The 22,905-nt window shown below is 64.8% G+C and carries 19 protein-coding genes; 15 read left to right on the top strand and 4 right to left on the bottom strand.

Annotation, left to right across the window (positions count from 1 at the left end; translation table 11 throughout):
* The first annotated feature begins 55 nt into the window (after positions 1-55).
* From eccD to A3E1_RS0123015, 4 genes are all read left to right on the top strand, one after another.
* Positions 56-1,420: a type VII secretion integral membrane protein EccD gene (gene eccD, locus A3E1_RS0123030; protein ID WP_157631696.1), complete on the top strand. Its 1,365-nt coding sequence runs from the start codon at positions 56-58 to the stop codon at positions 1,418-1,420.
* 13 nt (positions 1,421-1,433) lie between these two features.
* Positions 1,434-2,774: a type VII secretion protein EccB gene (gene eccB, locus A3E1_RS0123025; protein WP_020523145.1), complete on the top strand. Its 1,341-nt coding sequence runs from the start codon at positions 1,434-1,436 to the stop codon at positions 2,772-2,774.
* Positions 2,775-2,848: 74 nt separating this feature from the next.
* Entirely contained in the window at positions 2,849-3,229 is a 381-nt protein-coding gene (locus A3E1_RS0123020) for a WXG100 family type VII secretion target (RefSeq protein ID WP_026208740.1), read from the top strand.
* Positions 3,229-3,531, top strand: coding sequence for a WXG100 family type VII secretion target (locus A3E1_RS0123015; RefSeq protein ID WP_020523143.1), 303 nt, complete (start codon positions 3,229-3,231; stop codon positions 3,529-3,531). The genes A3E1_RS0123020 and A3E1_RS0123015 overlap by 1 nt, the downstream gene beginning before the upstream one ends.
* 53 nt (positions 3,532-3,584) lie before the next feature.
* Here the strand turns inward: A3E1_RS0123015 and A3E1_RS41620 are convergent, their stop codons facing one another.
* Complete coding sequence (locus A3E1_RS41620; protein WP_157631695.1) at positions 3,585-4,730, bottom strand: S8 family serine peptidase; 1,146 nt, start codon at positions 4,728-4,730, stop codon at positions 3,585-3,587.
* A gap of 47 nt (positions 4,731-4,777) precedes the next feature.
* On the opposite strand from A3E1_RS41620, the gene A3E1_RS41615 reads away from it, so the two are divergent.
* The 10 genes from A3E1_RS41615 to A3E1_RS0122960 all read left to right on the top strand — a co-directional run bounded on the left by A3E1_RS41615 (position 4,778) and on the right by A3E1_RS0122960 (position 18,785).
* A complete protein-coding gene (locus tag A3E1_RS41615) occupies positions 4,778-5,188 on the top strand; it encodes a YbaB/EbfC family nucleoid-associated protein (RefSeq protein ID WP_051105131.1) in 411 nt (136 codons plus the stop codon).
* Positions 5,166-5,486 carry a hypothetical protein gene (locus A3E1_RS0123000; RefSeq protein WP_157631694.1) on the top strand — a complete coding sequence of 107 codons (321 nt, stop codon included), beginning with the start codon at positions 5,166-5,168 and terminating at the stop codon, positions 5,484-5,486. Before A3E1_RS41615 ends, A3E1_RS0123000 begins: the two co-directional genes overlap by 23 nt.
* A 10-nt stretch (positions 5,487-5,496) precedes the next feature.
* Positions 5,497-11,406 carry a WXG100-like domain-containing protein gene (locus tag A3E1_RS0122995; RefSeq protein WP_020523139.1) on the top strand — a complete coding sequence of 1,970 codons (5,910 nt, stop codon included), beginning with the start codon at positions 5,497-5,499 and terminating at the stop codon, positions 11,404-11,406.
* Positions 11,399-11,965 carry a hypothetical protein gene (locus A3E1_RS0122990; protein WP_020523138.1) on the top strand — a complete coding sequence of 189 codons (567 nt, stop codon included), beginning with the start codon at positions 11,399-11,401 and terminating at the stop codon, positions 11,963-11,965. Before A3E1_RS0122995 ends, A3E1_RS0122990 begins: the two co-directional genes overlap by 8 nt.
* 4 nt (positions 11,966-11,969) lie before the next feature.
* Positions 11,970-13,640, top strand: a complete 1,671-nt coding sequence (locus A3E1_RS0122985; RefSeq protein WP_020523137.1) for a right-handed parallel beta-helix repeat-containing protein — start codon at positions 11,970-11,972, stop codon at positions 13,638-13,640.
* 23 nt (positions 13,641-13,663) lie between these two features.
* Complete coding sequence (locus A3E1_RS0122980; protein ID WP_020523136.1) at positions 13,664-14,275, top strand: DUF4126 domain-containing protein; 612 nt, start codon at positions 13,664-13,666, stop codon at positions 14,273-14,275.
* Positions 14,276-14,339: 64 nt separating this feature from the next.
* Entirely contained in the window at positions 14,340-14,600 is a 261-nt protein-coding gene (locus tag A3E1_RS0122975; RefSeq protein WP_020523135.1) for a hypothetical protein, read from the top strand.
* Positions 14,601-14,609: 9 nt separating this feature from the next.
* Positions 14,610-15,542 carry a hypothetical protein gene (locus tag A3E1_RS0122970; RefSeq protein ID WP_020523134.1) on the top strand — a complete coding sequence of 311 codons (933 nt, stop codon included), beginning with the start codon at positions 14,610-14,612 and terminating at the stop codon, positions 15,540-15,542.
* Position 15,543: 1 nt separating this feature from the next.
* On the top strand, positions 15,544-18,177 hold the full coding sequence (locus tag A3E1_RS0122965) for an FtsK/SpoIIIE domain-containing protein (RefSeq protein WP_020523133.1): 2,634 nt from the start codon (positions 15,544-15,546) through the stop codon (positions 18,175-18,177).
* Positions 18,174-18,785, top strand: a complete 612-nt coding sequence (locus tag A3E1_RS0122960; protein WP_020523132.1) for a hypothetical protein — start codon at positions 18,174-18,176, stop codon at positions 18,783-18,785. Before A3E1_RS0122965 ends, A3E1_RS0122960 begins: the two co-directional genes overlap by 4 nt.
* Positions 18,786-18,798: 13 nt before the next feature.
* On the opposite strand, the gene A3E1_RS0122955 is transcribed toward A3E1_RS0122960, so the two are convergent.
* Positions 18,799-19,227 carry a VOC family protein gene (locus tag A3E1_RS0122955; RefSeq protein ID WP_020523131.1) on the bottom strand — a complete coding sequence of 143 codons (429 nt, stop codon included), beginning with the start codon at positions 19,225-19,227 and terminating at the stop codon, positions 18,799-18,801.
* A 4-nt stretch (positions 19,228-19,231) separates the two neighbouring features.
* Positions 19,232-19,705, bottom strand: a complete 474-nt coding sequence (locus A3E1_RS41610) for a helix-turn-helix transcriptional regulator (RefSeq protein WP_040391572.1) — start codon at positions 19,703-19,705, stop codon at positions 19,232-19,234.
* A 38-nt stretch (positions 19,706-19,743) separates the two neighbouring features.
* On the opposite strand from A3E1_RS41610, the gene A3E1_RS44990 reads away from it, so the two are divergent.
* Complete coding sequence (locus A3E1_RS44990; RefSeq protein WP_020523129.1) at positions 19,744-20,925, top strand: hypothetical protein; 1,182 nt, start codon at positions 19,744-19,746, stop codon at positions 20,923-20,925.
* On the opposite strand, the gene A3E1_RS0122940 is transcribed toward A3E1_RS44990, so the two are convergent.
* A complete protein-coding gene (locus A3E1_RS0122940; RefSeq protein ID WP_020523128.1) occupies positions 20,915-22,897 on the bottom strand; it encodes a protein meaA in 1,983 nt (660 codons plus the stop codon). The two genes, A3E1_RS44990 and A3E1_RS0122940, sit on opposite strands and share 11 nt — an antisense overlap.
* Positions 22,898-22,905 lie beyond the last annotated feature (8 nt).

The raw sequence follows: 22,905 nt of genomic DNA, 5'->3' as shown, positions 1-22,905 counted from the left end.
GGCCGCGATGGTATCGCGGGGAGGACATGAGATGACAGCTCCAGCCTCGGCGGGATTGACTAATGTAATCTTGCTTTCGCCTAAGAGGCGCGTCGATATATCACTTCCAGGTCACTTGCCACTGGCGCACTTGCACCCGATCCTGCTGCGGCACGGGGGCGAAGATCTGGTTGAGGACGCGGTGAACCGGGGCGGCTGGGTCGTCCGGCGTCCAGATGGGACAGTGCTCGACGCGGGGCAGTCGCTCGCCGCGCTTGGGGTCCGCCATGGTGACGTGCTCATGCTGTCCTACCGCGATCAGCATTGGCCCGAGCCCGTCTTCGACGACATCGCCGACGGCATCGCTGAAGAGGCGGCGCGCCTGGGACCGGTGTGGCGCGGCAACACCAGTGCGACAGCCGGTCTGGCCATCGGCGCCTCGATCCTGACCGTTGGGCTGTTTCTGCTCTTCACCAGCAGTGCCCCGTTGACACAGGCCGGGTTCACGGCGGTCGCCACGGGAACTGTCCTATTAGGATTCGGCACGCTGCTCGCGCGCTGGCTCAGCAACACCAAACTCGCCGCCGTGCTCGGCACCTTTGGGATGGTCTACCTGGCGGCCGGTGGACTGCTCATCCTGGGTCCGGCCAGCGGCACGAACTGGCACTTTCTCGTGTCCAGCACAGCGCTGCTTTCCGGCGCCATAGCCGCGCTCGCTGGGATAGGCGCGTACCGCTGGATCTTTTACGCGGGCGCTACGGTTGGCGTGGCTGGCGCGTTTGGCACGCTGCTCGCGGCACTGTCCACTCCGGACGGAGCAGTCGCCGGGACGGTCGCCGCATTGATTCTGCTGTCACCGCTGCTGCCCCGCTATGCGGCGCATCAGGGTGGCTTGCCGTCGCCTTCGGTGCCCAACCCGGCTCACGGGCAGACGACACCCGATCCGCTGCCCGCCAAGGCGGAACTGGCCGCCCTGGTGCAGCGGTCTGATGAGCTGCTGACGGGCATCCTGACCGGACTGTCCCTCGTGCTGCTCGCGGGCGTCATCAAGCTCGCGGTCGCGGGGCAAACCGCCACCGTCATTCTCGCGTGTTTGATTACGGCCATTTGCTCACTGCGTACCCGCATGTTTATCGCTTTAAGGCACCGCTTGCCGCTGGCGATCGCCGGGCTCGGTGGCGTCGTTAGCCTGCTGGTCCTCGCCTGGATGTCTTTCGATGCCCCGCAGCGGGCCACCTACCTGGCACCGGCACTGGCGATCCTGTCGCTCCTCATGGGCGCGGCGGTCAGCATGGGCAACACCTTCGCCAAACGGCCACCGAGCCCCGGGCTCGGGCGGCTCGCCGACGTGTTGGAGGTGCTGGCCGTCATCGCCACACCCACTCTGGCCTGCGCGGTCATGGGCCTGTTCGGCCTGATTCGCGGCATGCTGAACGGCTGAGGGGACCCGCGCCATGCTCACGCGCCGCGATCTCATTCACTCGCGTCAGTTCCTGTATCAGCGCATGATGGCCGCGCTCGTGGCCCAGAAACCAGATCCGCTGGACTGGTCGGGCCGGCGCATGTCCGGTGCCGCCTTCGCCGCGGCGATGATTACGGTTATCGCCTTCGCTGTGACGGGCATCTATGCGCTGATCGTGCCGGGTGGCAACACCCGCTGGCAAGCCTGCGACGCTCCCATCGTGGAGAAGGAAACCGGAGCGACGTTCATCTGCCTGCCCGAAGAGGGCCTGCTCTACCCGGTCGCCAACTTCTCCTCCGCGCGCTTGTTCACTCCGGATTTCCATGCGGCATACAGCATTTCGGCGGCATCGCTCACCTGGCCCAAGGGCGGGCTCATCGGGATCGCGGGCGCGCCAGACACCTTGCCCGCCGCCAAGCAGCTGGCCATGGGCGCGTGGTCGGTGTGCCACCGGCTGACACCCGAAGGAAAACCATCAACAATCCTTTTCGCCGGGTACTCCGAAGCGAGCGGCCAAGACGCCGACGGCGCCGCCTTCGTGGTCGCCGATCCCGCAGGCGCGCGCTACCTCATTTGGCAGGGAGCCAGGCACCCGGTCAAGGACGACACCGAGGTGTTGCGAGCGCTCATCGCCGACCCGCAGCAGACGATGCCGGTGAGCGCTGCCTGGCTCGACGCCCTGCCCCGGGGCCCGCAGATCGGCAAAATCACGGTTCCCGAAGCGGGGCAGCCCGCGTGGGGCAAGCTCCTCATTGGACAGGTCGTTCAGGTCGGTCAACAGCACTACGTCGTGTGGGACAAGCAAAATCTGCGGGCGATCACTCAGTTGCAGGCGGCCCTGCTGATCGCCGCCTACGGCGGCAACGCCCCGAAAGCCGAGCTGACCACCACTGACCTCATCGGTCACGGCGGCACCAGCGCTCTGGAAACACAGCTCCCGCCAACCGCCCCGCGAGTCGTGCCACTGGCCGCCAACTCCGGCGTTTGCGTGGTCAGCGACAACGCCAGCGATCAGCGTGCCGTGCGCTATGGCGTGTCCATGGGGCACGCGGAGCCACGGGGCGTGGTGTCCAATGTGCACACTGCCGACGCGGTGGTGGTCGAGCCCGGTCGCGGCGTGCTCGTGGAAGCGATGACGTCGGCGACCGCGACGAGCGGCACCATCATGCTGGTCACCGACCGCGGCGTTGCCCACATCATTCCCACGCCTGAGGCACTCAAACGGCTCGGTTACGAGAACACGCCCCGGCTGAAGCTGCCATCGGCGATCGTGGCACGCGTGCCGCTCGGGCCAGCTCTGGATCACACGATGGCAGGCACTCGGCTCGGCTAGCACTAGTGCAATGTGGATGGTCCCGGATACGCTGGCGCGGCATGGCTTGTCCAGGTTTGAAAGGGGGAACGCCAATGGACATGGAATCTTACGACGCGGCGATGCGAGACACCGCCGAAGAAGTAAGGGGCTTGGCCAAGCACCTTATTGACCAGGTGCTTCCAGGAATCCAATCCGGAGCGACAACAGCGAGCCTCGACTGGGATGGCAAGGCGGGCGGCATGTTCGTCAACGTCAACCAGAAGTTCGTGACCCACTTCACGAATATCGCTGAAGGGCTCATCAAGGTCGGCACACTGATCGACACCGTCGCTGACGGCCATCAGTACGCTGACAGTCACAACGAGAAGATCATGGATATGGACTTCTCGGGACTCGACCTCGCTGGAGACAACATCGGCTCCAACGGCCAGGTCACCAACAACCGGCTCTCGGCGATGCGAGGAGGTGCCTGATGTCCGGCAAAGTCAGAATGCTCGGCGAGGCCGTCCACACGGGTGCGAAGGCCTATGACAATGGCGTCGCGGAAATGTACGACGTGCTGTCCAAAGTGGAGGGCGCCGTCGACGCTTTGGCGGCGACCTGGAAAGGTGCGCCCTACCAGGCCTACCAGATGCTCAAGCAACAGTGGCGAGCCGACGCGGCCAAGGTCGCCGAGGCCGGAAGTGAAGTCTCGACCAAGATGACAGATTCCGTCCGCGCCATGCAAAACAGTGAAGATGAGCTCGAAGGGCTCATCAAGAGCATGATCCGGTAACGACTGCCACGACAGGGAGGCCGCAGGCAGGGCGGCTCCCCTACGTAGACAACTCAGGTTCGCTGAGATTCCTGCCTTCGTGAGCGCCATAGCCGCGCGATGACCACGATCCCGATGACCAGCAGCCCGAGTAGCCCCGCTATGCCCAGCGCACGCTGCGGCAGGCTTGACGTTGGCACCACTGGCGCTGTGAGCGGAGGCCCGGGAGAACGTGACGCCACAGCGCTTTCGTTCGGCAAAAGCTCTGTGACGGCCCGATAGGGGTCGAGCGTCCTCCCCTGAGCGGTCCGCAAAAGCCGTGTGATGACTTGGGTATTCGTCAACGCCGGCTCAGCGGCCACGATAAGCGCGGCCGTTCCGCTAACGACAGCGGTCGCCGCGTCCGCACCGCCCTGCCAGTCCACGAAGTGGTCGGTGTCCCGGGCGGCCACTGTCATGCCTCCGTATCCGGGAGCGTAAACGTCCACATAGGACTCAATTGCTGGCGCTCGCTGCCCTAGACGGTCAAACGCGCCAACACCAATCACCGACGGGTACGCCGCTGGATAGATCGCTCCTTCGCCGCCCACCGCGGCCACGACAATCGCGCCTTTGCCCTGGGCATACTCCACCGCGCTGCGCACATCGCCGAAGTCTGCCTTCAAGGCAAGCGACACGTTGATGATCCGTGCACCGGCATCGGCCGCTGAACGGATTCCCGCCGCGACTCGTGCCCCTGGCGCCTGCCTTTCGTCCACAACGAACCCACCGCCGTCTTCGGCGACCCGGATCGGGATGATCTCCGCCTCGGGAGCGATGCCCACGAGCCCGCGACCGCCAGGTCTTGCGGCGATGATGCTGGCGACGGCCGTGCCATGGCCGATGCAGTCGAGCCTGCCGCCGGACAGTCCTTTCACGAGATCCGCGCCGCCGCCAAGCGCTGGCGCCAATTGGCGGTGCTCGTTGACGCCCGTGTCAACCACGGCGACCTTGACACCCTTGCCCGTGGCCAAGTGCCAAAGCTCAGGCGCGGCGACCCAGTTGAACCACCAGCCAAAGTCTTGCGCCACGGTGCCTTTCGCCCGCAGATCCGCTTCCCGTGTTTCGGGACATCCGGGTAGTGCCGCCGATGCCGGTGTCACAGGTGACAGCAGCATGGCCGCGATGGCCACCATCGCCGTAGCTCCACTTTGGACCGCACACCATCCCCGCCATTTCACATGGTGCAGGGTAGCGGGAGATTCCTTGATGTCGTAGCTTCTATGACGTGACGGTATCGGAGGATGAGCTGATCAGAATGCGCGCGAAGGCGGCTGAAGTCACCGCCCGCGTCGATCAGCTCGCCGCCGAGCTCGATGAAGTATCAACCCGGATCAAGGCAGTTAGCGTGACCGCTAAATCTGCCGACCAGCTGATCCGGGCGACGGTTGGGCCAGAAGGCAGGCTGACCCGGCTGGAACTGGATAGAGATATCTATACCTTCCACACGCCCGATGAGTTAGCGCGTGAGATCGAAGAGACCATCGCCGCCGCGGCGACTGAGGCGCAGCAACGGGTCATGGCTATGTGCCGCCCGTTCGTCTCTGACGACCAGATGCAGGCGGCGCTGTCCTACGACTACAAGACGCTGGCTCAAGGCCTCACCGGGGGACCTCGTGACGAACCCATACCTGCCTAATCCCGATGCCGCGCTCTCGACTTCCGCTAGCTTGACGACCTCTGGCAACCGCATGCGTGACGCGGTGTCCACCGCGGTGTCGCAAATAGAGGGTCTCCAAGCATCCAACCCTTGGGGTGACGACGAAGTCGGCCAGACCTACCAAGCCAGTCTCGGGGACACCAGCGAGATCACCGCCGCGATGCGCGGCCTGGGCGAGGGAATCACCGGCTTTGGCAACATCGCGCAGTCGGGGATTCAGCAGATCCTCGATATCGACGACATGTCAGAGAAACATATGGGTGGCCTGAGACTCTGATTGCCCGGCGATGACCATCACCCTGCCAAGCTGGGGTCAACCGTGGGATGCCGTGCGTGATCTCGTCGTGTGGGTGGGCACCGGTGGTGGAGGCTTTCCTCAAGCCGACGAAGACCGCATCCGGGAACTCGCCGCGGCGTGGCGCAACGCTGGGCAAATCATCGATGACCACATGTCCACGGCGAGCACGCACGCCAACTCTCTGGCCACTGAATGGCAGGGTCAAGCGGGCGGCTCGTTTCACCGACTCTGGCGCTACTACCAAGACGAGGGCTTGCCCGGGCTAACCCAGACCTTGGAAAGTCTTGCTACGCGCCATGAAACGGCCGCGCAGGAAGTGGAGTACGAGAAACTGACGGTGATCATCGAGGTCGGCATCCTGATGATCACTATCTTCGCCATCATCGTGCTGTCGTTCATTTCCTTTGGCGCGGCTCTTTCCTTCGCCGCTGGACCCATCGCCGTCACGAGGCTGGCGATCCAGCAGGCGCTGCGTCAGCTCATCGCCGCCGCCACGCGTGGCTTCCTGCGCGGGCTCATCAAGGAGGTCGCGTTTGAGGCGATCTCTGAGCTGGCAACAGATGTCGCGGCACAGCTGGCCCAGTTCGCGATGGGCACGCGCAAGGAGTGGGATTTCGACAAGTCAAAGTGGTCGCTCGCCGGTGGCGCGCTGGGTGGTTTGCTTGGCGGCATTACCGCGCCGAAGATCAGCAAGCTGCTCGACAACCTTCCCGACGGCCCTGCTGGCGTGTTGCCAAAGCTGGTTGTCAACGGCACCAACGAAGCAGCCGTGGACGTCGCCACCGAGGCTGGCATCAACCTCGCCCGGACCGGCAACCTCGACATCGACCTGACACCCGGCCAGTTCGGCACAAAGGTTGCCGCGGAAGGGCTCCGCGAAGGCGCCAGCGACCTCTACCACAACCGCCTCGACGCGGTAACCAATCGCGGACTGCCCCAGCCGCCGAACCCCAACGACACTGACACTGACCCTCCCAACCCGAACGACACCGACGACACAAACCCCGACCCCACCCGCCCCGACGACACCGACCGCGACAACACGGACCGCAATCCGGCGCAGCCCAACGACAGCAACCGCGACGACACGGATCGCACCAACACCGGCCCGCCGCGCCCCACCGGGCCCGGCCCCCAGCCACAAAGCCAGCAACCTCAAGGCCCGCAGCCGGCTCAACAACCGCAGGGTCAACAACCGCAGGGTCAACAACCGCAGGGCCAGCAATCCGGTCAACAACCGCAAGGCCAGCAGCCACAAGGGCAGCAACCTGGTCAGCAGCCGCAGGACCAGCAGCCTTCGCCCAACGATGAGCAGGACCAATCCCCACGCGACCAGGACCGGCGCGTCGATGACGCCCAGCACGAGGAAGACGGACGGCGGGACGACGATGTTGAGCGGGATGATGAGGCGCAGCGCGACCAGGATCGGCAACAAGACGATGACGCGCACCGGGACGAGGACCGTCAACGTGACGCGAACGCTGAGCGCGACCAGAACCGCGAGCGCGAAGATGACGCACTGCGCGAGCAGGACCGGCGGCAAGACGACGATGCGCGACGGGCGCAAGATGAGCAACGCGATGACGATGCACAACGTGAGGCTGAGGCACGACGCGGAGAAGATTCCCAACGCGACAATCAGAGCGACGACAATGCTCACGATCAGGCGCGGGATGGCCGGACCGATGCTGTCGGCGTGCAAACCCAGGCGCAGCAGGCGACGAGGCGACGTGCGCGGCAAACGCAGAGTACAAGTAATACCAATGTGCGCGAGAACGTGCCCGTCCGTGGGTCGATGCGGCGGTTCCGGGTCCATCTGACAGGTCAGCGTGCGGAGATTGACGCGCAACGGGCGGCGAACCGGCGAGGCATTCAGTCCTATATGGACGATCTCAACACTGCCGGGATACGCGCTGACGGCCGCACCCTGGGCAACCGAGCGTATTTCCGGCGGCTTGCCGCGACAGCGGACTCAGGAGATCACGAGCTCAGCGCTGCGGAGCTGCAACATCTTTGGGAGCAAGGCAGGCAATACCGCGACAATCACGGACCGCTCGGCCGAGCAAGCGAGCAGGTCGGTGGGCAAGGCACCTTGCCGGGGCTGAGCCAGGTCTTTCCGAACGCAATGATCTTCACTCTTGGGCCGGACATGAGTCCCGACGCCGCGCTGCGCCTGCTCGCACCTCAGCCGGGCGATCCGCCCGTGATACTGGTCCTCACTGGCGACGGTTCGGGCGGCGGCACCCGGAACAACCTTGACCGTACGGCGGTGATGCTCACGCCAGGACAACCGCCGCAACTGCTCGTGGTCGAGGAAAAAGGCGGCCGCAATCCGAGACTCGAAACACGGCAAGTCGATGACCCCGACGGCGGCCCGCAAATCGAGGCGCGACAAGGAAGCCCGGAATACATCAGGCATCTGCTGCAGATCGACAACGTCCTCGGCCCGTTGCTGGAGCAAAATCCCGAGTTGCGTCAGCTCCTTCAAGACACTGTCACCGGTGCGAACGGCGGTGAGGTTCGTTCCTTCGTCGTCAGAGTCGGCGTCACGGGCCGCGCCACCATCACCGAGCAGTCTCTTCCAGAGGACCGATTCCAGCGCCAAGGCATCACCCTGCCAGGCGGTCAAGACGTCACCGGTAACGAGTCAGACGACGACCCTGACGCCGGTGACCCAGCGCGACCTTCTCCCTCCGGCGGACCGGCGGCACCTTCACCCGAGCTAGAGAGCGAAGAACAGGCAGCACCTCCAGCGGTCCCGCCGCCGCCACCGCCGCCACCAAGCCCGCCCGGCCCAGACGACAGCGAAAGCGACGACTCGCAACCGGGCGATGAAAACCGGAACAACGACCAATCGAATTCCAACGACGAGCAAGAGCCCAACGCGCAAGGCACCCGAAGGCAAAGCAACAAGCAACAGAGCGACCGCGATGCGCCGGACCAGACGCGTGAAGACAACCGCACCACCAGCGAACAGACCCAAGACGCGGAGCAGAACGAGAACGGCAGGCAAGACCAGAGCACCGAACAAGAATCCGAGACCCAGCAAGACCAGGAAACCGACACTCAGCGGTCCGAACAGGATTCACAAGGCCAAAGCCAAGACACGCAAGACAGCCTGACCGACGACGAGAAACAGAGCGGTCGGCAAAAACAAGCTACCGGGCAAGACACACAGCAAGAGCAAGACAGCGAACAGGACGAGGCCAAGCAGCAAGAAACGCAACAAGAACAGAGCCACGAGCAAGAGCAAGGTCAGCAGCAAAGCCAAGAAACGCAACAGCAGGCCACCGAGGAGAACCCGGCTAACGAGCGGGAGCAAGGCAGCGAGCGAGAGCAAGGCGAAGGAAGCAAGGAAGAGCAAGGGCGAAGCGAGCAACAGCAGACGGGCGAGCGGGAACAAGGGCAAGAGCAGGAGAAGAGCGAGGAAAGCGAGCAGGACGAGGAGAGCGAGCGGGAGCAACAGCAGACCAGCGAAGAGGAACAGGCGAGGGAGCAAGAGCAGGAAAGCGAGCACGGACGGGAGCGGGAAGAGGAAGGGGAAGAAGACAGCGGCGGGCGGGAGGATGCGCTGTCGGTGATGCGGGGACGGAGCCAGGCGAACACGGGGCCGGTTCCGTTTGATTACACGAGCTTCTTCGGCGACCCGGACTGGGCGGACCGCGCCATGGAGTTTGAGCGGCGCGTGGGGGCGTATCACTTCAACAGTCCGCGCGCGAGAGCGGCGACGGTGCAAGCGCTGGTGCGGATGCGTGAAGTGCTTATGGCTATCACGCCCAGGGAACCAGCCGAGTCCGATGTGGACTTTGAGCGTAGAGTCGAGCGGGCGTTCTTCAACGATCACCCGATGTCGCACAGGAGTGCCGGGCAAGTCGGCCCCAACGTTACGTTTGAGCAACTTCTCGAACAAGGCGACCTGCGCGAACTGATGACCGCACTCTACAACGCCTCATATTTCAGCACCTCAGCCGACACCCTCAAAGCCGCCCTCCTGGACATCATTGATAACAGGCGCTGGAGGCTGGCAGCCGAACTCGGGCTCGATGTCGCATTGCTGCAACGGATGCAACGTCAGCTTGATTCGCCGCTTAGGCGGCTGCTTTCGCTTGTCGCGGACCAGTTTGGACGCGACCCGTTCCGCACCGGCAACGTTCAGTTCACCTCGGACCACAGGATCGACAACGCCGCCGAGTCGATGGCCAGTCAGCGCAACCGGCAGAATCTCGAAAACCGTGACGCGGCAAACGAGAACAAACGTCAAGGGCAGCCAGACCGGCGCGGCGACAGTCAGCAGGACCCGCTTGAGGGACGGCGGCGCACGCCAAGGGACTACGCGGAACTCGGGGCACCGCTCGGGCCGTTGTCTATGGCGTTCCAGGAGTTGCTCAACGGCGGCCCGCTAGACCCCGATACCCCACTGTCCTGGTACGAAGGTGCCGTCATCCACGACACCAACAATCTGTGGACACAGCTGCAAAACCAGGCTGGCTTTCCCACCGTGGACGGCGTGTCCATGACGGCGGCACGGATGCTGATGGCAGCACGGTTCCTGGGCCTCGATCCGGATATGCAGCAAGACTTCCTCAACGCGCTCATGGGCTGGATGCTGCCCGGCCCGGACCATTCGCTGGTGGAGATTCTGCGCGGGGCGCAGATCGCTGGGCTCGACAGGATCGGGCCGGACTTCCGGCGGCTCAATCCCGTTGACATGTATCGCACGATGACGGGGATTGACCTTGAGGCGATCCGCACGCAGTTTCCGGGCGGGATGTTCCCGCATGAAGCGGCCTACGCCGACCGGGCACGGGACCCGAGTGGGTTCACGGAAACGGAACAGAATGTCCAGACCCTAGCGGACAGACTGCTGCCGCAGCTGCGATCCGGCGAAGTCACGAGCCGGGATCTGCGGCGGTGGCTAGAGAATAGCGGCATCGACCCTAGCGATCCGGATGCGGTGCGTGCGTTTGGCAACAGGCTGTCCGAGGCGCAAATCATGGCGCTGACCGTCTATTCCAGACACAGTCATGTGCTCATCAACAACGCCACGATGTGGCATCAGCTTCCGACAGGGCATTCGGCGACGGCCGTGCAGAATCTGCTTCGCCGCAGGATGGAGAGCCTGGTCTGGAATCAGCTCACGGCATTGGAGGCGACTGGAAACGCCAGCCCGTTGCCGATGCGGCTCAGATCCCTCCTGTTCACGGGCGACGGCGCGCGGGGAACGATCCCACCGATGCAGCCGGTCACGCAGCGGTGGTTCGCGGCTGGGGGCCAGATGGAGCGGTCCACGCGGGCGGCGGCCGAGTTCCGGGCAGCTGGGCGGGCAGACGAGGCACGGCAGGCCGAGCAAGCTGCGCGGCGGGCGGCCATGGACCGTGAGGACGCCTGGCAGGACATTCAGCGGCAGATCAGCGATGTGACCCCCGAGGTGTACGCAGAAATGCGCTGGCACGCCGACATGCTTCAAGACGCCCTGCATCAACTGCCGGCCGTTGGCAGCCCGGACAACCCGGTGCTGGCCTTCCGCGGTGACCGGGTGTCGCGCATCTGGTCTCCCGCCTACGGTTTCAGCTTCCTACCTGGAAGCACGTCACATGACTTCCTCAGTGTGAGCACCGAACTCGACGTCGCGGTGCGGTTCATGACGTCCAATACAGCCGACCGCCGCCCGACTATCGTGGTGTATCAGCTGACGGGCAATCAGGCGCACAACATGTCAGTGTTCAGTTCGTTCCCGAATCAGGCCGAGGCGATCATCCCGACGGGATCGCAAACGCGACGGGTCCGTGATCCTGAGCTGGAGCAGACCATCCGGGAACAGGTACAGCAGTTGACCGATATCGACTTTGACGTTGTGATCTATGTGGAACCACCGCCGGAGGGAGGACAGCATGACTGATCTGGATGTGCTGTCCGCTGGGCTGCACCGATTGCTGCTGAGGCTGGCGGGATGGCTGCCTGCCGAAAATCTCACCTATGCACGCGGCTGGCTTGGCGAGGGAGATCTAGCCAAGACCGTTGACGCGATCGTGGCGTGGCAGGAGGAGCTCGGCTACGGATTGTCCGCCGCGGAGACCTCGCTCATGCGGGAAGTGCTGCAGGAGCTGGGATTTGGGCCGGGTGATGTCCCCATTGGACAGGTGACTGAGGCCGCTGCGCCACGCGCCACGTTCACCAGCGCTGGTCCCGAGTCGAGCCTCATTGACGGTGCCGCGGTTGACTATCTGTCTCGGCAGCCGGGAGTCACCAATGTCTGGCGCGCTTGGCGAAACGGTGACCGACGGGTCTACCTAGCGCAGGCAACCCCCGAGACCGCGGTCTGGGACATCGCTGTCGGCGCACAGCGCTATCTGGTGGCACTCGGCGAGGACTTTCCACAGGTGGAGATCTTCTGGAACATGGGCGAGCTCACCGAGTACACACAAAATGTCTTGCTCTTGTGGCGCGTGGAAGGATGACGCTGTGCAGAGTCTGATTCAGGTCTCACTCACTCTCCCTGGCGCTTTTCCTACGATCGCCGACGCCGTGCGGGCCGCTGCCGATGGCGCGACCATCGCGATCGCTCCTGGCGACTATCAGGAAAACCTGGCTATCACCCGGAAAAGGCTGGTGCTCACGGCTGCCAATGGGCGCGACACGGTCACCATCACGGCTTACCGGCTGGCCGAGCCGCTCGTGGAGTCGCGTGATTCCACTGTGGAGCTACGGGATCTGACGCTGAAGAGCACGGACAGCCCGGCCGTGCTCGTCGTTGGCGGTGAGCTGACGATGAAGGGCTGCACCGTTGGCGCCACTTCGGCATCGGCTGTCCACATTGGAGGGCGTGCGGAGTTTTCGCTGACCGGGGTGACGATCTCGCACTCACAGGTCGGACTGTCCCTCGACAACTGCAACGGCACCTTGGCTGACTGCCAGATCTCTGACGTCCTCACCGATGGCATCCTGATCCGGTCGGCAGATCCTCAGCTGCGCAACTGCACCATCACCGGCTGCGGATACCGCGGGGTCTACATATACGAATACTCCAAACCGACGCTGGAAAACTGCGAGGTCATCCGCATCGGCGACGTTGGCATCGCGGTCGCTCAGCAGAGTTCGCCCTCGCTGCACGGATGTGTCGTGCGCGAAGCGCATGGCCCGGGAATCACGGTCGCGGCCGACTGCGGCGGGCAACTGGCCGACTGCCGCACCGAACAGACCGCCGAGCCCGGCATCTACATCGCCCCGGGCTCGCGCGCGGAAATCATCAGCACCGACAAGCGCCGGCGGGCTCAGGTCGGTGCTTCCGATCGCCCGATCGTGGCCGACCAGGCCAGGGTGGAGCGGCTGCTGGAAGAGCTCGATGGGCTGGTTGGGCTCCCCGGCGTCAAGTCTGAGGTCCGGGCGCTCATTGACGAGATTCAGGTCAACGAATGGCGCCGTAGCGGTGGGCTTTCCGTGTCACCGACGAGCAATCACCTGGTGTTCACGGGCGCTCCGGGCACCGGCAAGACGACGGTTGCCCGCATCTTCGGGCAAATCCTTGCCGCCCTTGGACTTTTGACCAAGGGCGAGTTCAAAGAGGTGGCTCGCCGTGACCTCGTGGGGCAATACCTAGGGCACACCGCAGAAAAGACTTCGCTCGCTTTCGAATCCGCCATGGGCGGGGTGCTTTTCATCGACGAGGCTTACACGCTTTCGCGATCGTTCGGCTCGGGCAGCGACTTCGGCCAGGAAGCCATCGACACGCTCGTGAAGCTGATGGAAGACCACCGGCACGAAATCGCCGTCATCGTCGCAGGTTACACCGGCGACATGCACGATTTCCTAGACGCCAACCCCGGTCTGGCATCGCGGTTCAGCAAGACGATCGAGTTCGAGAACTACGCTCCAGCCGAGCTTGCTGAGATTTTCGTGGCCATGGCCGAGACCAATGAGTACACGGTGGATCCGGTCATTGGGGAACTCGTCGCCCGGCATTTCAGTGGCAAGCTGGCCGACCCCAACTTCGGAAACGCCCGTGAAGCCCGCAAACTCTTCGAAGGCATGCGCAAGGCACAGGCCCAGCGGTTGCGCCAGCTCGGCCGCATGCCCTCGGGAGACGAACTTCAGCTGCTCACCCGGGAAGACCTGCTAGCCACCATCGATGGGTAGCCCTGCTGTGTCATGCTGGTGACGTGCTGGAAGCGTTGACGGGCACCGGGCTGGCCACAGCGGCCGGGCTCAATGCCTATATCCCGTTGCTCGTGGTCGGGCTGCTCGCCCGGTTCACCAACTGGATCGATCTGCCCGGAGCGTGGGCTTGGCTGAGCAACGGCTGGGTCATCGCGATCCTGGCCGGGTTGCTGCTCATCGAGTTCGTGGCCGACAAGATCCCGGCGGTCGATTCGGTGAACGACATCGTGCAGACGGTGGTTCGCCCGACGGCTGGCGGCATGGCTTTCGCCGCTGGCGCGGGGTCGGAGACCATCACGGTGTCCAACCCGGCCGATCTGTTCACCCAGAAGATGTGGGTGCCGTTGGTCATCGGGGCGCTGATCTCACTCACGGTGCATGCGGGCAAGGCGACCGCGCGGCCTGTGCTCAATGTGGCGACCGTGGGCATGGCCGCTCCGGTGGTCTCCACGGCTGAAGACGTCACCAGCACAGGCATCTCGTTCATCGCGATCCTGATCCCATTGCTCATCATCGTGGTCTTGATCCTGATGGTGTTCCTCTTCTTCCGCTGGCGGCGCAAGCGCAAGGCGCGTAAGGCGACGGTAGCGAGCGGCGTGGCGAGAAGCAGCTAAACGGACATTAGCGGCATACTCCCTGGGGGGCATAACGCCCGCAAACCCACGAGGGAGGACCGGCTTGGCCAGCGTCGCCGAGGTCAAGGCAGCCATCGATGCCGCGCTGCTGCACGTGCAGGAGGGCCAGATCGCGGTCAGGTCAGCCAACGATCAGCTTGGGGAAGCCCAGCTGAACCTGGCAACCGCCGTTGAGGGCTCCGGACACGAGTCAGTGCAGTCCGCGCAAGCGGCACTCGCTCAGGCGGCATCGGAGCTTCAGGACTGTCTAACCGCTACATTGCGCGCCGTTGAGCAGGCCGAAACCTACGTGGCCACGCTCTAAGGACATGCCGTGAGCCTTGTTCAGGACCTTGCCGACCGTCTTCGCGTGACCCGGGATGATCTCCCGGTGGCCGAGGTGGCCGGCGCCGCAGAACGTTTGCGCACCGCCAGCAGTTTGCTCGCGTGGGTGATGCATCAGTCATCGGGGCCGACGGTCGCGCCGTCGCTCGGTGTCGCGGCGAGTCATCTGGACCATGCGGCTGCCGCGCTGCGGGTGGCCCAAGACGCGATCGATGACTACTGCTGCGTTCTCGGGATCTCGATGTATTCCGACGGTCCCGCGCCGGTCGTGCCCACGCAGGTGCACCGGGTCAGCGGTGTCGACACGCAGCTTTCAGACTGGTGGAGCACGCGCATCAGCGAGCTAACCGGACAGTCCACCGACGCGCGTTCCGACGGTGCGCCAACCAGTGCCGAGCTGCTGCGCCAGGTCGCCGCCGCCGCTTTGGACAACGACACCAAGCGCCTGCACCGCCAGCTCGTCAACGCCGGCCCCGCGGTCGGCCTTGGGCTGGCGGCGGTTTGCCCGCCCCTGCTACGCCGTTTGGCCACGGATCTGGTGGGTCATCCTCCGCGTCTTGAAGACCTCGCGAGGGTACGCCGTGCGGCGCTCCCGCTGCCGGCCGAAGTGCTGCCCGACTTGACGCCAGACCCGGCTGAGGAGACGATCGCGCGCGTTTGCCATGCGCAGCCACAGCGCAAGGCGTCGCAGCCCAACCACCCGGCGGATGTCGCCGTGACCTCCGCTCTGCTGGTGGCCGGCTTGCTCCGCGCGACGGGCCGTAGTGCTGACGATCTGGCCGAGCTGGAAGAGCGCGTGCACGCGGCTGCTGGAGCCGCAGGCGAGGCGGCCGCGGAGCGTGCGAAGTCGCACCGGGCCGAGTTGCGCATCACCGATAACGCCCGCCGTCGCTCCGCTGTGGACGAATTGCGGCCTGCATGACATGTCTGGTCCAGAGCAGAACCTTCCCCCCACTCGCGGCCTGGTCAATGCGGTGCGCCGTGAGCTTGCCGAAGCACGGGCCGCTGCCCGCACTCGGTTAACCGCTGCCCTGGCTGCCCGTCAGGCGGCCGTTGCCCAACTGGAGTCAGTGCGCAAGACGGCACCGGCTCGCCGCAATGCGCTGACCGCTATCCGCGACGAGAGTTGCCAGGCGGCTCAAGCACGCTGGGAACGCGAGACATCTGCGCTCACGGCGGCCTTGCGTGAGCACGCCGATGCCGCCGCGCCCGGATTCGCTGGCATTCCTTTCAGTGGCTGGCGCTCCTGCGAGAAGTCCACGTCGGACGCCGGAAACACGTTGCTGCGCATCGGAACCGTGCTCACGGATCTGCCGGCGCTGGTGCCCTTGCTGGACGCGTCGCATCTGCGCCTGACCGGTGTGGAAGGCAACGTCGACGGTGTCATCAGCGGACTGCTCGTGCGTGCACTGACCTGCGCCCCGCCCGGTGCTGTCCGTGTCACGGTCTACGACCCGGGTCAGCTGGGTGGTGCCTTGGCCGGGCTCGCTCCGCTCGCTCCGGCCGGGCTCGTGTCGTACCTAGGGCCGGGCGGTCTGTCCCCGTTGCTCGATGAACTCGTCGAGCACATCCGCCGGATCAACGAGAACGTGCTCGCGGGTTCGTATCCGGATCTGGCAGAGCTGGCTCGCCGCACCGGGCGCAGGCCCGAACCATGGCGGATCGCCGTGCTGCTCGCCGACGCGGCGACAGAGCTGACAAGCGCACAGCAAGCGCAGCTTGACCGGGTCGCCAGAACCGGAATCGCTTCGGGCGTGCATCTCATCACCCGTGGGCTGGAGCTGCCAGCGTCCTATGTGGAGACCATTCAAGTCAGCCGGGACAACCGGGCGCAGAGCAGCCTGACCGGCGAGCTGTGGATCAAGCTGGACTCACCGCCCACGCCGACGTTGCTCACGTCGGTGTGCAAAGCCCTTGCTGAGCAAGTGATCGCGGGCCCGCCGCCGGTGCCATTCGCCGCGCTGCTTCCCGATCAGCTGTGGGCGGAAAGTTCCGCCGAGGCTCTGCGTGCCCCGGTTGGCGAAGGCACCGATGGCCGTCTCGTGGAACTCGTGCTCGGCGACGATCCGCCGCACGCTTTGATCGGCGGCCCGTCGGGCTCAGGTAAGACCAACCTCATCTACGCGTGGCTGGCCGCCTTGGCGACCCGTTACAGCCCAACGGAACTCGAGCTGCACCTGCTCGATTTCAAAGAAGGCGTATCGTTTGCCCGCTTCGCTCCCGGCACCCGTGACCCGAGCTGGCTGCCGCAGGTCAAACTCGTCGGCATCAACGTCAATAGCGACCGTGAGTTTGGGCTCGCGCTCCTGCGGCACCTGAGCGTCGAGCTGAAACGGCGTGCTTCGGCGGCCAAAAAGCATGACGCGTCAAAGCTTTCCGAGCTGCGCAAGGAAGACCCCACCGGGCACTGGCCGAGAATCGTTGCGGTGATTGACGAATTCCAGGTGCTTCTGGGTGCCCGCGATGCCGTCACCAACGAGGCGGTTTCGCTTTTGGAGGATCTCGCCCGGCGTGGCCGGTCCCAGGGCATCCACCTCGTGCTCGCGAGCCAGGACGTCGCCGGGATCGAAGCACTGTGGGGCAAGTCGGGACTGGTCGCTCAGTTCACGTTGCGCATCGCGTTGCCGAAGGCACGACGGGTACTGGCCGAGACAAACCTTGCCGCAGAGCTCATTCCCCGGTGTCACGCGGTCGTCAACGCCGACTCTGGTGTTCCGTCAGCTAACGCCGTGGTGCGCCTGCCCGATGCCGGCGACCGCGACACGTGGATGTCGTTGCAGGAGCAGCTGTGGCACGCCCGCCCGGCTGATACCGAACCGCCGCGGCTCTTTGACGGCGACGTGCCACCGCTGTTCCCGTTGCTGCCGCCTCCACCGCCTGCGGAAGCCTTGACCCGCTTGGGCGCCGTGGCCTTGCTCGGCGAAACGATCGACGTCATGGGACGGCCAGCCACCCTGCGGCTCAACCGCGCTCCAGGACGCAACTTGGCGATCCTGGGCACGCGAGCCGAAGAAGCCTGTGCCATCCTGGTTTCCGCTGGGCTGACGCTCGGACGCCAGCACTCCCCCGGCAGTGCCCGGTTCAGCGTGCTGTGCCTCGACGACGACGCGACAGCCGCGGCGAAGTCACTACACAAAGCGTTGCCAGGCGCGGAGATGTACGGACCGTCAGAAGTGCTTGAGCTGCTGGAGAACTGGCAGTCTGACAAACCGCATTACGTCTTCGGCTTCGCCATCGACGCGGCCGCGTCTGTCCTGAGTGGACGCGGGCACGAACTGTTGCGTGGGCTGCTCAACAAGGGCCCCGAGTCGCGTGTGCACCTCATGGGCTGGTGGCGGACCGTCGCGCGGCTGAGAGACGACCTCGGTGGGATCGGCGCGCGCTTCGACGCCATCGGGGCATGGGTCGCGCTAGACGTCCACGGGGCCGAACTTGCTTCCCTATACCCACAGCCAGGCGGACCGCCCTGGCACCCGCGTCACCAGCGTGCCCTGTTCTTCGACCGTTCCGTGCACCACCGCCCCGAGATCATCATCCCTTACGAGGTGGTCACGTGAGCTCAGCTTCGGCTCGCTATCGCGAGCTGGTCGCCGACCTCGTAGCCGCGTCCCGGCGGCACACCGCCGCCACGGCGACGGCGCAAGAGTCCTATGCCGACGGTGCCGCTGCCGTCGAGCACGACCTTGCCGCCGCCGAGGACGCCGTGTCGAGCGCCTCCGCCACGGTCACGCAAGCCCACCGGGTCGTCGCGCAAACCGACCTCGCCGCGGCTGGCGTGTGGGACGAACTCAAACGCGTCCGTGGCCGGCGTGGGCGACGGCTCGGCGGAGTACCAGATGCTGCCTGTTCTTCTCAGGCGGACCCGGAGGCCCTGCTCGCCAGCGCATCCACCCGCGTAGAACGGGCCCGGCGCGGTGGAGAACCGTTGCCGCCCATGGTTTTGCCACTGTTGTTCTTCCTTGGCGCCGGTTGCGCTGCTTTGGTTGCCCTGCTCGGGGTCTTCATCGGCTGGCTGGTGCTGCTGCCCGCGCCACTAGCTGGCCTTCCCCTGGCTCGCCACTGGGTCGATCACCGTTTCGCGGCACGGCTCGACCCCGGCGCTATCGGCGTGCTCGTCATCGGCGGCATGCTCGCTAGCGCCGGGGTCTTCCTGACCCTGCGCTAAACGCAAAGCCGCTTTAGGCGAAGTCGCTTGGTTTGTAGGCCTTGGGCTCGACGAGCACGAGCCAGTTGCCGGAGACATCGCGCATGACGGCCTCGACGCCATAGGGACGGTCCTCGGGCTCCTGGACGAAGTGGACGCCCTTGGCGCTCAGTTCCTTGAACGTCTTGTGGCAGTCGTCAACGTTGAGCCCTAGGCCGCCCATTTGACCGGCCTCCAGCTGCCGGCGAACCACGTCGGCCATTTCCGGCGACAGCGGCGGACCGGGCGTCATGAACGTGACCTCAAGCTCGGGCTGGTTGGGGTGTTTGACGGTCACCCAGCGGAAGCCTTCGCCCATCGAGATGTCGGTGGCGGCCTCGAAGCCGAGGACGTCGACGTAAAAGTCGCGAGCCACGGTCTGGTCCATGCAGTAGACCGTGACTAGGGAAACATTCGTGATCATGCGCTTACGGTAGACCTGCCTCGCCGTCTGCGGCTTCTTTCAGATTGCGCGATCCGGCGGTGCCCCGGTGGTCGTTGACGCCACGCATGAACAGCCAGCAGCCGGGAACGTGCGGTCCGCCGCGGGCCGCCCAGCGGTCGCGGTAGGCGGTCGGTGTTTCCCCCACGAGTTGCGTGAACCGCGCGGAGAACGAACCCAGGCTGGCGAAGCCGACGAGCATGCAGATTTCGGTGATGGTCAAGTTGGCTGACCGCAAAAGATCCTGTGCTCGTTCGATCCGGCGCCGGGTTAGATAGCGGATCGGAGTCTCGCCATAGGTCGCTTCGAAACTGCGTGCGAAGTGAAATTTCGAGACACCGGCGACTTTTGCCAGCTCCTCAAGATCCAGGTCTTCTTGAAAATAGCGGTCGACGTGGTCTTTCGCACGGCGCAGGTGGGCGAGCAGCTCCACTGGCACAACCCTGCGCTTACCGCTCACGCCCCAAGCGTAAGCGCAACCGGCTAGGTTGGTTCGTTATGGGACTGTTCCGCAGGTTCAAGGGTGACCCGAAGACAGAATTCGCGAACATGGTTCTCGCCGATTTGCGTGACCGTGGCGTTAGCGAGTGCTCATACATTGAAGATGACTTCGCGGTCGCCTACAAGCGGTCAGACGGTGGCGGCGGGCATATCTACCTGCAGAACACGTTCGCTGATTGCGATGGTGCCGACGACGACTACATCCGCCAGCGGATAGCCAATCTGGTGCAGGCGGTGGCTTTTCCGCCTGAGCGTCCGTCAAGCTGGGCCGAGGCACGGCCAAACCTGCGCGGTGTCATCCGCAACGCGACCTTTGGGCTTGGCGCGCCAGACACGGCGAAGACCATCCTGTCGCGACCATGGCAGCCGTTCCTGTCAGAGATGGCCGTCATCGACACCCCGACCGCCATGTCCTATGTGACCGAAGACGATCTCGTCACGTGGGAAGTGTCCAAAGAAGACGTTTTCGCCGCCGCGCGCGCCAACTTGGCTGACCGCCGTCCTTCCGCACCAGCCGAACGGCAAATCATGCGGTTCGTCGACGCGGGCGACAGCTATTTCGTGTCCATGCTTCTCGTCGAGGGCTGGCTCGCCAGCTTCGCTTTGACACCACAGGACCGGCCCGTCGCCTTCATCACCGACACCTCGAGTCTCGTTGTGGTGCCTGGTGCCACGACGATCACGCCATTGCTGGAGATGGCCGAGGAGGAATACAGCCGAGCGGGGCGCAGCATTTCCCCGCAGGCCTACACGGTTGACGCTGACGGGCGAGTCGTACCGTACCCGGAGCTGGCTGGACGCGACGATGCCGTCAAGGTGCACCGTGCGGCGACGATCCTTGCTGGCAACGAATACGCCACGCAGAAGCACTGGCTAGACCAGAGGCACGAGGCTCAGTCAGTTGACGTTTTCACGGCTAGCTGCACCGTGATGCAACGCGAAGACAGCAGCCTGTTCTCCTACACCACTTGGCCCGACGGCGTGGACACGTTGCTGCCCCGTGCCGACTTCGTCGCGATGGCAGCCGACGAAGCCTCGTTCTTCGTCGAGTGGCCCATGCTCACCGAGTTCGTCACGCTGGAACCCGAGCGCGGGCTCTATCCCGTGCGCTACCGCGTCAGGCAATGGCCCGACGCGGAAACGGTGGCAGCGTTACGTTCGCGGGCCGTCAGCCCTTAAGCTCACGTGACTCGCGCACGACGGTGACAAGCTGATCCATGATGTCGGTCAGCGCGAAGTCCTTTGGCGTGAACACCCGGGCGACACCGGCCTCCCGCAGGGCGACCGCGTCGTTGTCCGGGATGATGCCGCCAACCACCACGGGCACATCGGGCAATCCCGCGTCACGCAGTCCACTCAGGACAGCGGGCACGGCGAGCAGGTGTGCTCCGGATAGGACGGACAGTCCCACGAGGTCGACGTCTTCCTGAACGGCGGCCGCCACGATCTGCGCTGGGGTCAGCCGAATGCCCTGGTAAACCACCTCGAAGCCAGCGTCACGCGCGCGCACCGCGATCTGCTCGGCGCCGTTGGAGTGCCCGTCGAGGCCGGGTTTGCCGACCAGGAAACGCAATGCCGGACGGCCGAGGTCGTGCGCGGTCTGCTTCACCCTTTCGCGCACGTTGGCCAGAGCCTTGTCACCGCTCGGTGACGTGCTCGCCGAAAGTCCCGTGGGCGCCCGGTATTCCCCGAACACCTCGCGCAGCGCGCCAGCCCACTCCCCTGTCGTGACACCGGCTTTGACACACTCCAGCGTGACGGGCATCAGGTTGGCCTCGGTGCGCGCTGTTTCTTTCAGTTTCTCCAGCAACGGCGTGATGTCTTCTCTTTGCGCCCGCCATTGCCTAACAGCGTCGGCAGCGTGCTCTTCAACCGCCGGGTCGATTTGCTCGATCGCGTTAGCGCCAGTCAGCGGCGACGATTCGGTTTCGGTGAACCTGTTGACACCAACGACGGTGTCTTCTCCCGTCTCCATGCGCTTGCGTCGCTCGGCGAGGCTGGTGACGAGTGCGCTCTTGAGGTAGCCACTTTCGACCGCCGTGACGGCGCCGCCCATCTCCAGCACGCGGTCTAGCTCCGACCGGGCACCATCCACAATGGACTGGACGAGCCCTTCCACCACATAAGAACCAGCAAAGAGATCCGGGTACTCCAGGAGATCGCTCTCGTAAGCCAGCACTTGCTGCAAACGAAGCGACCATTGCTGGTCCCACGGGCGGGGAAGCCCCAAAGCCTCGTTCCACGCTGGCAGCTGAACGGCACGCGCGCGGGCGTCGCGAGACAGCGTGACGCCCAGCATTTCCAGCACGATCCGCTGCACATTGTTTTCCGGCTGCGCTTCGGTGAGCCCGAGCGAGTTGACCTGAACGCCGTAGCGCAGGCGCCGCTGCTTCGGATCCGTTACGCCATAACGATCGCGGGTGATCTCATCCCACAGCTGGCCGAACGCCCGCATCTTGGCCATCTCCTCGATGAACCGGACGCCAGCGTTGACGAAGAAGGAGATCCGCTGCACGACGTCGCCCATACGCTCGGGCGCGACCTGACCTGACTCCTGCACCCGGTCGAGCACGGCAACCGCTGTGGCCAAAGCGAATCCGACCTCTTGCACCGGGGTCGCCCCGGCTTCCTGCAAGTGATAGGAGCAGATGTTGACCGGGTTCCACTGTGGACAGTTCCGCACCGTCCACGCGATGACATCGGTGGTCAGCCGCAGCGACGGCCCGGGCGGGAAGATGTAGGTGCCGCGGGACAGGTATTCCTTGATGATGTCGTTCTGCGTTGTCCCGGCCAGCTTTTCCAGCGCCGCGCCCTGCTCCTCGGCGACGCTGGCGTAGAGCCCGAGCAGCCACATAGCGGTCGCGTTAATGGTCATGCTCGTGTTGGCTTTACCGAGATCGATGCCCTCGAAAAGAGCCCGCATATCGCCGATATGACTCACCGGCACGCCAACGCGGCCTACTTCGCCTTTCGCGAGCTCGCTGTCGGGGTCATAACCCGTCTGCGTCGGCAGATCGAAGGCGACGGAGAGCCCTGTCTGGCCCTTGCCCAGGTTGCGCCGGAACAAGGCGTTGGTCGCCGCCGCGGACGAATGGCCAGCGTACGTGCGCATCACCCACGGGCGGTCGCGCTCGGGCAAACGGTGCTCCATAGCCTGAG

Origin of the sequence: Catelliglobosispora koreensis DSM 44566 (genome assembly GCF_000379685.1) — a bacterium.
Taxonomy (GTDB): domain Bacteria; phylum Actinomycetota; class Actinomycetes; order Mycobacteriales; family Micromonosporaceae; genus Catelliglobosispora; species Catelliglobosispora koreensis.
Note: the sequence above shows the minus strand (reverse complement) of the source record. Positions and strands in the feature narration are given on the sequence as shown.